Origin of the sequence: Micromonospora echinofusca (genome assembly GCF_900091445.1) — a bacterium.
GTDB classification, from domain to species: domain Bacteria; phylum Actinomycetota; class Actinomycetes; order Mycobacteriales; family Micromonosporaceae; genus Micromonospora; species Micromonospora echinofusca.
On record NZ_LT607733.1, the window covers coordinates 6,049,276 to 6,062,085 of the forward strand.

Annotated in this window: 9 protein-coding genes and 1 riboswitch; of the genes, 4 read left to right on the forward strand and 5 right to left on the reverse strand. The window is 73.3% G+C overall.

The window, feature by feature from the left end; genetic code table 11:
• Nucleotides 1-7: 7 nt before the first annotated feature.
• Together GA0070610_RS25920 and GA0070610_RS25925 are read right to left on the reverse strand one after the other, a co-directional pair.
• Nucleotides 8-946 (reverse strand): ABC transporter substrate-binding protein, encoded by a 939-nt coding sequence (locus tag GA0070610_RS25920; protein WP_089002456.1) that lies wholly within the window; start codon nt 944-946, stop codon nt 8-10.
• 111 nt (nt 947-1,057) lie between these two features.
• Nucleotides 1,058-1,140, reverse strand: a riboswitch (cobalamin riboswitch).
• A gap of 167 nt (nt 1,141-1,307) precedes the next feature.
• Nucleotides 1,308-3,185: a M14 family zinc carboxypeptidase gene (locus GA0070610_RS25925; protein WP_089002457.1), complete on the reverse strand. Its 1,878-nt coding sequence runs from the start codon at nt 3,183-3,185 to the stop codon at nt 1,308-1,310.
• A gap of 211 nt (nt 3,186-3,396) precedes the next feature.
• Between GA0070610_RS25925 and GA0070610_RS25930 the strand changes: the two genes are divergently transcribed.
• The gene (locus GA0070610_RS25930) at nt 3,397-4,755 is read left to right on the forward strand and encodes a C39 family peptidase (RefSeq protein WP_089002458.1); all 1,359 of its coding nucleotides are present in this window, start codon (nt 3,397-3,399) and stop codon (nt 4,753-4,755) included.
• 501 nt (nt 4,756-5,256) lie between these two features.
• Here the strand turns inward: GA0070610_RS25930 and GA0070610_RS25935 are convergent.
• The 3 genes from GA0070610_RS25935 to mqnE are packed head-to-tail and all read right to left on the reverse strand — an operon-like array spanning nt 5,257 to nt 7,186.
• Nucleotides 5,257-5,526 carry a DUF4229 domain-containing protein gene (locus GA0070610_RS25935; RefSeq protein WP_089003746.1) on the reverse strand — a complete coding sequence of 90 codons (270 nt, stop codon included), beginning with the start codon at nt 5,524-5,526 and terminating at the stop codon, nt 5,257-5,259.
• Nucleotides 5,527-5,570: 44 nt separating this feature from the next.
• Complete coding sequence (locus GA0070610_RS25940; RefSeq protein WP_089002459.1) at nt 5,571-5,993, reverse strand: hypothetical protein; 423 nt, start codon at nt 5,991-5,993, stop codon at nt 5,571-5,573.
• Nucleotides 5,994-6,016: 23 nt separating this feature from the next.
• Entirely contained in the window at nt 6,017-7,186 is a 1,170-nt protein-coding gene (mqnE, locus tag GA0070610_RS25945; protein WP_089002460.1) for an aminofutalosine synthase MqnE, read from the reverse strand.
• A 240-nt stretch (nt 7,187-7,426) separates the two neighbouring features.
• Here mqnE and GA0070610_RS25950 point away from each other — a divergent pair, with 240 nt between their 5' ends.
• The 3 genes from GA0070610_RS25950 to GA0070610_RS25960 all read left to right on the forward strand — a co-directional run bounded on the left by GA0070610_RS25950 (nt 7,427) and on the right by GA0070610_RS25960 (nt 12,757).
• Entirely contained in the window at nt 7,427-9,046 is a 1,620-nt protein-coding gene (locus tag GA0070610_RS25950) for a C40 family peptidase (RefSeq protein WP_089002461.1), read from the forward strand.
• A 1,274-nt stretch (nt 9,047-10,320) separates the two neighbouring features.
• The gene (locus GA0070610_RS31600; RefSeq protein WP_157747235.1) at nt 10,321-10,770 is read left to right on the forward strand and encodes a hypothetical protein; all 450 of its coding nucleotides are present in this window, start codon (nt 10,321-10,323) and stop codon (nt 10,768-10,770) included.
• 196 nt (nt 10,771-10,966) lie between these two features.
• The gene (locus GA0070610_RS25960; protein ID WP_172896597.1) at nt 10,967-12,757 is read left to right on the forward strand and encodes a DEAD/DEAH box helicase; all 1,791 of its coding nucleotides are present in this window, start codon (nt 10,967-10,969) and stop codon (nt 12,755-12,757) included.
• Nucleotides 12,758-12,810 lie beyond the last annotated feature (53 nt).

Here is a 12,810-nt window from a genome sequence, read left to right on the forward strand (position 1 = left end):
TTGCGACTCACGCGGGGACCTTGGCGGTCGCGTCGACGATCACGCGGAGCAGGTCCACCACGCGGGGACCCCAGCGGGAGGCCACGTCGTCGTCGAGGGCGACGATCTGGTTGTTCTTGACGGCGGTGACGCCCGCCCACCCGGCGCGCGCCTTGACCGTCTCGGCGCTCTGCTGGCAGCACTTGCTGTCGGCGAGGAAGACGAAGTCCGGGTCGGCCTTGACGATGACCTCCTGGGAGAGCTGCGGGTAGCCACCCTGCTTGCCGTCGGCGTCGGACGCGTCGGCGATGTTCTCCAGGCCCACCATCGTGTAGAGCGAGCCGATGAAGGTCTTGCTGGTGGCCGTGTAGAGCTCCGGGCCCAGCTCGTGGAAGTAGGTCAGCTTCTCGGCGCGCTTCGGCAGGTCGGCGACGAGCTTGGCGATGTCGTCCTTCATCCGCTTGGTCAGGTCGGCGGCCTCGCCTGCGTGACCGGTGAGGGTGCCGAGGTCGGTGATCTGCCGGTACGAGTCGTCGAGCGTGGTCGCCGCCGGGGTGAGGTAGACCGGGATCTTCAGCGTGGTCAGCTGCTCGACGATCTTGTTGCGGTCGTCCGAGAGCACCACCAGGTCGGGGCTCTTGCCGGCGATCGCCTCGGCGTTCGGGGTGAAGCCGGAGAGGTCGCTCTTCGGGGCGTCGGCCGGGAAGTTCGACTGGTCGTCGACGGCGGTGACCTGCTTGCCGGCGCCGATGGCGAAGAGCATCTCGGTGGCCGTCGGGGAGAGCGAGACGATCTTCTCGGGCCGCTTCTCGAGGGTCACCGAGCCGACGGTGGCCGGGAAGGTGGCGCCGGCCGAGCTGGCGCCGGCGGCGGGGGTGTCGTCGGAGCTCTTCTCGGCGCAGGCGCCGAGGGCGAGCGCGGCCACCGCGAGGGTCGCGGCGAAGATCCGGGGGGTACGTCTGAGCACGGGTCCTCCTGTCGGTCGAGGAGCGTGGTGCTTCGCCGACAGGGAGCGGTGGCGCCCGTCCGCGAGGCGCCCTTCCTCGAGAGCGCGTGTCGCGACCACGGACGCAGGCGACCTGGCTCGTCCCCGCCGCGGCCGGCGTTCGGCCGGGGTGGCGGGACATCACAGTTGCGGGACAGCGCCGGTTTCGCACCGGCTTCGCTGCGCGTGGTCGGTAGAACGGTAGCGCACGCCCCGGACGTGCCTCGTCGATCCGGGGCGCATCGGCGCTCGTTGATCATCAACGGCGGCGATATGCCCTGGATCGACGTCTGGTGGCCGGTGGTGGGGCCCCGCCCGGGGGCGGGGCGGGGCCCCACCCGGTTCAGGAACTGGTGATGGTGACGTTGTCCACAGCCGCCTCGACCAGGCTCGCGCCCGAGGCGTCCGCCGCCTCGACGAGGATCCGCACCGACTGGCCGGCGTACGGGGTGAGGTTGGCGTTGGACACCGCCCAGGCGCCGTTGCGGTTGGTGGCCGCCCCGGACTGGGTGAACAGGGCCGTGGTGCCACCGTTGTGCACCACGCTGACCCGCAGGTAGTCGGCCGCCGACGCGTTGGAGCCGTGGGCCAGGTACCAGGCGAGGGAGAGGGTCAGCGTGCCGCTCGACGGCAGCGTCACCGCCGGCGACCGGGCGCTGGTCACGCCGCCGTCGACGTCGTAGTCACCGGCTCCCGTGCCGGCCAGCCGACCGGTGACGAGGTCGTTGCTGCCGGCGTACGGGGTGAGCTGCTTGGCCCCGCTGGAGCTGGTCGCCTGGGCGGCGCCCCGCTCCCACGCCCCGGTGGTCGCGGTGTCGGTGCCGTTCGGGTTGATCGTCCAGCCGGTGGCCGTCTCGAAGGTGTCCGACCAGACCGTGGTGCCGCCGCCACCGCCGCAGTACTGCGCCTCCTTGCCGATGGCCCGGTACGGGCAGTCGGCGTACTCGCTGAGCAGCAGGACCGCCTCCCGGTTGCGCGACGTCTGGGCGGGGATCACCTCGTCGGGCGGGTAGAAGCCGCCACCGCCGGCCGAACCGGGGTACATCTCGAAGGTGTACGCCCAGATGCCGTGCTGGCCCCACATCCAGTCGATGCTGTCACCGTCGGTGATGTAGAGGTCGCTGGACTGCTGCGGGGTGTAGCCGTTGGTGTTCGCCATCTGCTGGCCCAGGGTGGCGAAGGTGTTGTACTGGTCCGTCGTCATCCCCGGCGCCGTGTTGTTGTACGTGTAGCCGAACGGCCAGAGCACCAGCTCCGAGTACGTGTGGAAGTCGATGTTGGCCTTGATCTGCTGGGTGCCGCCGACGACCCGGCTGTTGACGAAGTTGCGCAGCGCCGCGGTCTCCGGCGCGGAGAACGCCGACGGGCCCCGGTAGGTGTCCGACGAGGTCGAGCCGGACGAGCCGCCGCAGCAGCCCCACTGGTAGGACCAGTTGCGGTTCAGGTCGGTGCCGACGTACGACGAGCCGCTGTTGGGCTGCCGGTTCTTGCGCCAGGAGCGGTACGAGCCGGTGGCGATGTCGTACTCGCTGCCGTCCGGGTTGACCGTGGGCACGATCCAGATCTCCCGGGTGTTCACGATGTTGGTGACCCGGGAGTCGCTGCCGTAGCTGTCGGTGAAGAGGTTGAGCAGGTAGATCGCCATCTCGACGGTCAGGTGCTCGCGGGCGTGCTGCTGCGAGTTGAACAGGATCTCCGGCTCGTTCTCGTCGGTGGCGACGTTGTCGGAGATCTTCACCGCCATCAGGTCCCGGCCCTCGTACGAGGAGCCGATGCTGATCTTCCGGGCGATCGACGGGTGGTCGGCGACCACCTTGTTCACCACGGCGGTCAGTTCGGCGTAGTCGTGGTAGTTGGAGTCGGCGGGCGGGAAGGCGGCCGTGCCGACGTCCCCGTCGGCGTGGTCGTGCCCGTCGGCCGACGGGGCGGCGACCGCCTCCAGCCGGAAGCCGAGCCGGGTGATCGCCGCCGCCTCGGCCGGGGTGGCCGAGACGTTCAGCACGCCGTGCTCGACGAAGTCGATGGCGGCGCCGGTGCCGGCGACGGCGGTGCGGTCGTCGACGGTACGCGGGCCGAGCACCCGGTAGGACGTCGTCGCGGAGTCGGCCCGGTCGGGGGCCGGCCGGGCGGTGGCCGGCGCGGCGGCGACCGCGAGCAGGCCGAATCCGGCTGCTACGGCCACCGCCAGGCGACGGCGGAGGGCGGTGTTGCGGAAGGCCATGGACAACCTCCTCGGGGGGCGGGAGAAGATCCCGCTCGGTGGAGGACACTCCACCACGCCCGCATGGTCATATCAACATTCATCGCTGCCTTGTTCCATGTCATCCTGGTCGTCACATCGGCAAGGATTTTCCAACTGTCGGCCTCTGGCGAAAGTTCCCTCCGAGCGGGACACTGACCCGCAACGATCCGTCCGTCCCTGCGGAGGACCCATGGCCAGAACACGCCTGCGCACGGCCGCCCTCGCGGCCGCCACCGCGCTCACCCTTCTCGGCACCGCGGCACCCGCCGTCGCCGCCGCACCCGTCGCGGCCCCGTCGACCAGTCGACCGGTGGTCCACGACGAGCAGATCACCTTCCAGGACTGGTCGCGCTACCCCGACTGGCGTCGCGGCAGCCACGCCGGCACCCGGGCCGTCCCCGGCGTCCGGCCCGGCGTCACGCTGGCTGGACCGCTCGGCACCACCGACTACACCGACCCGCACACCGGCGTGACCAGGAGCTGGGAGTACGGGACCTGGACCTCCCCGGTCACCCAGATCGGGTTCGACGCCACCGAGCTGATCGCCTCGTGGAACGCGCAGACCCCGGCCGGCACCTGGATCCAGGTCGAGATGCAGGGCACGTACAACACCGGCGTGCAGACCAAGTGGTACGTCATGGGACGGTGGGCCTCCGGCGACGCCGACATCAAGCGGACCAGCGTCAACCGGCAGGGCGACCCCTGGTCGACCATCTGGACCGACACCTTCAGCATCGACGACGCCTCGGTCGGCGTGCTGCTGCGGGCGTACCAGCTGCGGCTGACCCTCTACAAGGCCCCCGGCCAGCGCGCCGCGCCGGTCGTGCACACCGTCGGCGCGATGAGCTCCAACGTGCCCGACCGGTTCACCGTCGAGCCGAGCGCCGGCGGCATCGCCTGGGGCAAGGAACTCGCCGTGCCCCGCTACTCGCAGAACATCCACACCGGCCACTACCCCGAGTACGACGGCGGCGGCCAGGCCTGGTGCTCCCCCACCTCCACCACCATGGTGATCGAGTACTGGGGCCGCAAGGCGTCCGAGGAGGACACCTCCTGGGTCGACCCGACCTACCCGGACCCGACGGTCAACCACGCCGCCCGGATGGTCTACGACTACCAGTACGACGGCGCCGGCAACTGGCCCTTCAACACCGCGTACGCGGCCAGCTTCCCGGGCCTGGAGGCGCGGGTCACCCGGCTGCACTCCCTGGACGAGGTGGAGCGCTTCATCGCCGCCGGGATCCCGGTCGTGACCAGCCAGTCCTTCCTCGCCAGCGAGCTGGACGGGGCGGGCTACGGCACCTCGGGCCACCTGTTCGTGGTCGTCGGCTTCACCGCCGACGGCGACGTGATCGTCAACGACCCGGCCTCGTCCAGCAACGAGGCGGTGCGCAACGTCTACAAGCGTGAGCAGTTCGAGCAGATCTGGCTGCGTACCAAGCGGACCAACGCCAGCGGCGGCGTCTCCGGCGGCTCCGGCGGCGTCGTCTACCTGATCAAGCCCACGTTGAAGCCGTGGCCGAAGGTCGCCAGCGCCACCAACTGGTGACCTGACACCGACCCGATCGTTCGAGGGGTCCGCGTCGCCCGGCTCAGCCGGCGACCGGGCCCCTCGGCCGTTCCCGGCCACCGACCCGCTCGGCCGACCGGGGCACCTGCCCGCAGCGCGGCGAAGTGCGGTCGGAGCCTGGCCCTTTCATCGAGGCTTCGCTGGTGGTAGGTGACGGATCCGGTCGCTGGCTGACGGTTCGGGCGCAACCCGTGCCGGGGCGCGACGGTTCTGAGCGGGTACCAGCCGGCCCGCGACCTCGACCACCCCGACACCTGGTGACACCACCCCGGCGCCGATAGGAAATTGGAGGACCCGACCGTTCACTCATCTGCGAGGCGACATGAACGCCGGCCGGCGACGCAAGTTCCCTCGTCCCGATACCACAGGGGTATTTTAATGCCCCTCAGGTATCAGCGTCCCGGCGGCATTGGTGCACCAGCTTCACGCGCCTTGCACGTCTCCCGTCAGCCAGAACGCCGCCAGGGCTGCGCGCAGGTCCTAGTTGGGCGGCGTCTCCCCGTCCTGATCCTCGCCGGCGAGGGCGGAGCGGAGGCGCTCCTTCTCGGCACGGCGCCGCTCGGCGGCGGTGGCCATCTCCTCGGCCATCTCGTCCCGCCAGCCCTTGAGCAGGAAGAACGACAGCGCGGCCGAGAAGGCCAGCGCCACCATCAGCTTGATGAAGATGTTCATCTCGACCAGCCAGAGGGCCGCCAGCACGGCGACGAACAGCCCGATCCGGCCCAGCGTGTACTTGACCGCCGCGCTCACGTTCCGCACTCCGTTCTCCGCCGCCGGGACCTCCGGCGGCAGGTTCAGCCCGTCCGGCGGGCCAGCCAGTGGACGCCGTGGAACCAGACCACCGCGTACCCGATGGTGAAGGTCGCCGCCCCCAGCCCGCCGGAGAGCAGCGGCGAAAGCCCGGCGGCGAGGCCGGCCACCACGAGCCCGGCGACCATCCCCACCGCGGCGGCCGCCAGGGCCGCCACCACCCGGGCCGCGCCGAACTCCCAGGCGCGGAAGTCGTCCCAGAACAGCCAGGCCGGCAGGATGATCGCAAGCCAGCCGTTGGCGCCGCCGAAGTCGCCGGCGCCGATCAGCTCGAACGCCCAGTCGAACAACACCACCGCCAGCACGCCGATGACGAGGCCGGCCAGGCTCACCCCGAGCAGGTCGCCCAGGGTGAGGATGCGCCCCTCGGCGTCCCGCCGGGGGAACCCGCTCCGCTGCTCGGTCATGGCCTCAGAGGGTACGTGCCGGCTCAGGCCCAGACCTGCTGCGGCTCGGCGCGGCGCTCGGCCAGGGACGGGGCGGCGTCGTACTCGCGGACCACCTCGTAGCGGGTGTTCCGCTCGACGGGGCGGAAGCCGGCGTCCCAGATCAGGTGCAGCAGGTCGTCCCGGTGCATCGTGTTCGGGGTGCCGTACGAGTCGGCGTCGTGAGTGATCTTGTATTCCACGACCGAGCCGTCCAGGTCGTCGACGCCGAAGTTCAGCGAGAGCTGGGCGACCGACAGCCCGTGCATGACCCAGAAGCACTTCACGTGCGGGACGTTGTCGAAGAGCAGCCGGGAGACCGCGAAGGTCTTCAGCGACTCGGCCGGCGAGGCCATCGTCGTACGGGCCTGGATCCGGTTACGGATCTTGCCGTCCGCCGAGTCGACGAAGTCGTGCTGGTAGCGCAGCGGGATGAAGACCATGAAGCCGCCGGTCTCGTCCTGGAGCTCACGCAGCCGCAGCACGTGGTCGACGCGGTGCCGGGGCTCCTCGATGTGGCCGTAGAGCATGGTCGACGGGGTCTTCATCCCCTTGGTGTGGGCCAGCCGGTGGATGCGCGACCAGTCCTCCCAGTGGCAGGCGTGGTCGACGATGTGCTGGCGGACCTCCCAGTCGAAGATCTCCGCGCCGCCGCCGGTCAGCGACTCCAGGCCGGCGTCCATCAGCTCGTCGAGGATCTCGTCGGCGCTCAGGCCGCTGATCTTCTCGAACCACTGCACCTCGGTCGCGGTGAACGCCTTGAGCTTGACGTTCGGCAGCGCCGCCTTCAGCTCGCGCAGCACCTTCGGGTAGTAGCGCCAGGGCAGGGTCGGGTGCAGGCCGTTGACGATGTGCAGCTCGGTGAGCTGCTCGTCCTCCATCTCCTTGGCCTTGCGGACCGCCTCGTCGATGCGCATCGTGTAGGCGTCCTTCTCGCCCGGCTTGCGCTGGAACGAGCAGTACGCGCACGAGGCGGAGCAGACGTTGGTCAGGTTGAGGTGCCGGTTGACGTTGAACATCACCCGGTCGCCGTTGAGCTCGGTGCGCCGGTGGTGCGCCAGCCGGCCCAGCCACGCGAGGTCGTCGCTGTCGTAGAGGGCGATCCCGTCCTCGCGGGTCAGCCGCTCGCCGGCGTACACCTTCGCTTCGAGCTCACGCTTGAGTCCGGCGTCCATCGAAAGCCACGTCCCTTCCACCTGCGGTAGGAATCGAGCGTACGTCGGCCCGCCGACGCCGCCGCAGCACGGTCGGCCCCCGTGCGCCCGCTCACCGAACTCTCAGGCTCCTGTTACCCCCAACGCATCGACATCGCTGCGTGGGTGCGGTAAGACAGGGTGGGACGTTCGCCACACGCTGGTAGCGTCCCCACGGCCGCGCCCACCCGGCGCGGCGAGTCACGCCGGACGGGGAGCGGAATGGTCGACAGTGGGCGCGGGCGACGGCAGCGACGACGGAGCCCGGTGATCTCGCCGGTGCTGCGCCCGGCGCTCTGGTCCGCACTGCTCGGCGCCGTCGCCGCCACCGTCCTGGCCAACCCGGTCATGGCCGACCCGGCACTGCCCACCAGCGTCCCCGACACCGGGTCGCGCCCCTCCTACTCGGGGCCGCTCCAACTCCCCGGCGGCGTGCCGGTCCCCGGCCTGCCGGGCACGGTCCCGGGTCTGCCCGGCACGGTCCCGGGTCTCCCCGGCGGGCCCGGTGCTGTCCCCGGCGTGCCCGCCGGCAGCCTCGGCACCGGCCCGCTGGCCGCCCAGATCTACGCCGCCGAGGCCCAGGTCGGGCAGCTTCGTGACCAACTGCTCTCGCTGCGGCAGAAGCGCACCGAGGCCGAGGGGCAGCGCGCCACCGCCGAGCGCAACCTCGCCCAGGCCCGGGACGCGGTGGCCCGCGCGCAGGAGAGTGCCGACGTTGCCGCCGCAGGCGCCTTCAAGGCCGCCGCCGCCCTCCCGCCCGGCGAGTTCGCCAACGACCTGCACGAGCTGAGCCGGCTTTCCCGGATCATCCGGGGCGAGAAGGCCGAGGGCGGCACCACCGCCGCCGAGGGCGAGGTGTCCCGGGCCCGCGTCGGCGAGCAGGCCGCCAGCCAGGCGATGGTCTCGGCCGATTCCCGCCTCGCGGGCGCCAAGACGGAGTACGCCGCCGGCGAGAAGGCCCTGCGCGAGGCAGAGAAGAAGCTGGAGAAGCTGAAGCGGGACAACGCCGCTCAGCTCATCCAGATCGAGCGCCAGCAGGAGGCCGCCGAGCAGCGCCTCGGCGCCGGCTACCTCGGCAACGAGACCGCCAACGGCCTGGCCGCCCACCCGACGGCCCTCAAGGCCCTGGCGTACGCGAGGGCGCAGCTCGGCGACCCCTACCTGTGGGCCGCCGAGGGGCCGGACCGCTTCGACTGCTCCGGCCTGATCTACGCCGCCTACCGGTCGGCGGGCTACTACGGGCTGCCCCGGGTCTCGCGCGACCAGTACTACGCCACCCGTTCCCGCACCGTGTCCCGCACCGCGCTGCTCCCCGGCGACCTGCTCTTCTTCGCCTCCGGCACGAGCTGGACGACGATCCACCACATGGGCATGTACGTCGGCGGCGGCAAGATGATCCACGCGCCGACCACCGGCGACGTGGTCAAGATCTCCACCGTGCGCTGGTCCCGGCTCTACGCCGCCACCCGCGTCATCGGGGCGGTGCCCGCGCCAGCCAGCACCCCCTCGCCCACGCCGACGCCGAGCAAGCCGCCCGCGACGAAGCCGCCGGCCAGCCCGAAGCCCACCGCCAGCCCGAAGCCGACCGCCAGCCCGAAGCCCACTCCCAGCCCGAAGCCCACCCCAGCGTCGCCGAGCCCGTCGACCTCGCCGTCGCCGACGCCGACCGGGTCCCCCACGCCCACGCCCACGCCCAGCACCTCGCCGTCGGCGTCGGCGTCGGCGTCGGAGACCTCTTCGCCGAGCGCCTCGACCGGTAGTGTGGCGCCGACCACGGCGCAGAGCAGTTCCGCTCCGTCGAGCAGCACCCCGGCCAGCGCCTCGGCGAGCGCCGGTAGCTGACCAGGGCCCTCGGCAGGCCGTCCGACCGGGCCGGCCGGCCGCCGACCGAGGGCGGGCCGACACGGCCCCGCAACGCGCTCCGGCTGTGCCGCCGGGCCGGAATGTGGCACGGTGACAGTCAGGCACGCCCGGTCCGACGTAGCGGATCCGGGCGCGAGCGTGCGCGGAGGGCGAGCATGGCCGAGCAAGAGGTTCCGGCGGAGCCGGTCGACCACGGATCCGCGCCCGACCGGAGCCGTGCCGGGGCACCGCACCCCCTGACGCCCGTCGGCGCCCCGTCGGCGCCCCCGCCCGGGGGCGCAGCCACGGCGGCGGCCGGCTCCGCGGAGCCGTCCGGGTCGTCGTCCGAGCCGCCCGCCGACGACGTACGCCGACAGCCCGCCGCGCCGGCCCGGGGCCGGGTGTCGGTGACCACCGCCGCCGTGCCCGCCAAAGGCGACGCGGCGCCGTCGACCGGCCCCAGCGCCGGCACCACCTACCGGGCCGGCGGAACGGCCACCCCCGCCGCTGCGGTCCCCGGGCAGCGGGGCACGGCGGGGGCGCGGGCCAGCGCCGCCGTACCCGGAATGAGGCGGATCTCGGCCGACGAGGCCGGGGCGATCCGCTCCCGGACGGGCGAGGCCCGGATCTACCGGGCGGCGCCGGTCAACCCGGAACCCCCGGAGCCCGTCCAGCCGCCGGAGCCGGCTCAGCCACCGACCCCACCGATCCCGGAGCCCGAGCCGGCGCCCGCCCCCACGCCGCCGGTGCCGGGCCCGAACCCGCCGTCGCCGGCCCCGCCGGTCCCGACCCCCACGCCCCCGGTCCCCGGGCCCTACCCGCCCGGTCCGGTGCCCCCGGGCCCGGGGCCCAGGCCCCCGGCGCCGGTACCGCCCGTGCCGGGTCCGCCCGTGCCGCCACCCGGACCACCGGTGCCGGCCCCGCCGCCCCCGCCCGGCCCGATGCCGGCGCCACCGTTCCCGCCGCCGCCCCTCACGGCCACGCCCGGCGCCGGACCGGGACCCTTCGCGGGCGCCCCGCCGTTCTCCGCGCCCCCGACGAGCGCCCCGCCGTCCTCCGCCCCGCCGGCATTCGCGCCGCCGTTCTCTGCGCCTCCGGTGAGCGCGCCGCCGGCAGCCGCTCCGCGACCGGTCGCGGCCTCGTTCTCCGCGCCGCCTGCGTCCGCCCCGCCGTCCTCCGCGCCGCCGGCGAGCGCCCCGCCGTCCTCCGCGCCGTCGTTCTCCGGGTCGGCGTCCGCGCCGCCACTCTCCGGGTCGGCGTCCGCGCCGCCGGTCGTGCCCGCGCCCGCGCTGCCGGCCTGGCCGCCGCCCACCAGCCCCGGCGACCGCCGGCCGGGTGGTGCGGAGCCCGCCGCCGCGCCCCGGGAGGCCCGCAAGCTGGCCGGCGGCGGCTCCGCCACGCGCGCCGGACGGCCCGAGGGCACCGCGGCGGGCCGCTACGACGGCGGGCCCGACCTGGGCACGATCTACGGTGCCGGCACCGAGGGCCCCGGCTTCAGCACGGTCGCGTTGCCGAGCAACCCGGTGGAGAACTCCGGCTCGTTGACCGGGCACATCCTGGCCCAGGGCTGGACGGAGACCCCCACCGAGGAGCGCTCCAGCACGACCAAGGTGGTGGTCGTACTGGCCGCCTCGCTGGGCCTGCTGGTGGCGATCAGCGTGCTCGTGGTGCTGCTCGCCAACGACACGGTGGGCGGGCTGGTGGGCGGCGTCCTGAGCAAGTGAGCCGCGTACGACGTCGATGGTGAGCCCGCCCACTACCCTTCCAAGGTCGGGTGGCGGGTTCGTCCCGTCCCCGTACACTGGTGAGGATCACTGACCCGGCGCGCCCCGCGCGCCCATGGGCGATCTTGCGGGCGATTCGGCGGCGTTCAGCTGCGGCAGGCCATCGCGAAGATGCGCCCCGCTCGAAAGGCATTTCTTGACGACCTTTGCTGAACCCAGCACGTTTCTGCCCGCCCTCGACACCGCCGACGCGCAGACCGCCGTCGAGCGGGACGGCACCGGCCAGGACCCGGCCGCCCCGGTGACTCCCGAGGCCACCGACTTCGCCGCGTTGGGGCTGCCCCAGCCGCTGGTCCACGCGCTCGCCCGACAGGGCATCACCACCCCGTTCGAGATCCAGCGCGCCACCATGCCCGACGCGCTCGCCGGCCGGGACGTCCTCGGCCGGGGCCAGACGGGCTCCGGCAAGACCCTGGCCTTCGGCCTGCCCCTGCTGGCCCTGGTGGCCGACCGCAACCGGGCCCGGCCGCTGCGCCCCCGGGCCCTGGTCCTGGTGCCGACCCGGGAACTCGCGATGCAGGTCAACGACGCGCTGATGCCGCTCGGCAAGGCCGTCGGCGTGTTCCTGAAGACCGCCGTCGGCGGCGTGCCGTACGACCGGCAGGTCGACGCCCTGCGGCGCGGGGTGGAGATCATCGTGGCCACCCCGGGCCGGCTGGGCGACCTGATCGCCCGGGGCGTCTGCCACCTGGACGACATCGAGGTCACCGTCCTCGACGAGGCCGACCAGATGGCCGACATGGGCTTCCTGCCCGAGGTCACCGAGCTGCTCGCGAAGACGCCGGCCGGCACCCAGCGGCTGCTCTTCTCGGCCACCCTGGACGGCGACGTCGACGCGCTGGTCAGGCGCTTCATGACCGACCCGGTGACGCACTCCACCGCGCCGTCCACCGCCTCGGTGTCCACCATGGACCACCACATGCTGCTGATCCCGCCGCACGACAAGTTCCCGGTCGCGGCGTCCATCGCGGCCCGGGACGGGCGGACGATGGTCTTCGCCCGTACCCAGCTCGGCGTCGACCGGCTGGTCGAGCAGTTGGCCGCCGTCGGCGTACGGGCGGGCGGGCTGCACGGCGGCAAGACCCAGCGGATGCGTACCCGCACGCTGGCCGAGTTCCGTGAGGGCCGGATGAACGTCCTGGTCGCCACGGACGTGGCGGCCCGGGGCATCCACGTCGACGGTGTCACGCTGGTGCTGCACGTCGACCCGCCGAAGGACCCGAAGGACTACCTGCACCGTGCGGGTCGTACCGCCCGGGCCGGCGAGTCGGGCGCGGTGGCCACGCTGGTGCTGCCGAAGCAGCGGCGGACCACCCTCGCCATGCTGGAGAAGGCCGGTGTGGCGCCGGCCGAGACCCGGGTGCGCGTCGGCGACCCGGCGCTCGCCGAGCTGACCGGCGCCCGCGAGCCGAGCGGCGTCCCGGTGCGCGTCGAGGTCGACGAGCCGCGCCGGCACGGCGACCGGCCCGGCGGCCCGCGCCGCTACGGCGACCGACCGCAGGGTGAACGGCGCTACGGCGACCGACCCCAGGGCGAACGCCGCTACGGCGACCGGCCGACCGACGGTCGTGGCTACGGCGAGCGGGGCTTCGCGGACCGTGGCGAGCGGCGCTACGGCGACCGGCCCACCGAGGGCCGCAGCTACGGCGACCGGCCGCAGGGCGAACGCCGCTACGGCGACCGCCCCACCGACAGTCGTGGCTACAGCGACCGGCCCCAAGGCGAACGCCGCTACGGCGACCGGCCCACCGACAGCCGCAGCTACGGCGACCGGCCGCAGGGCGAACGCCGCTACGGCGACCGCCCCACCGAGGGTCGCGGCTACGGCGACCGGGGCGGCTTCCGGCCCGAGGGCCGGGGGCGGGACGAGCGGCCGCGCGACGATCGGCGGGGCTTCGGCGGGCGCCCGCCGGCGCGTACGCACTGATTTCCAGCGTCATCGGCGAACGCCGCCTCGGGGCCCCGGCTCCGGGGCGGCGT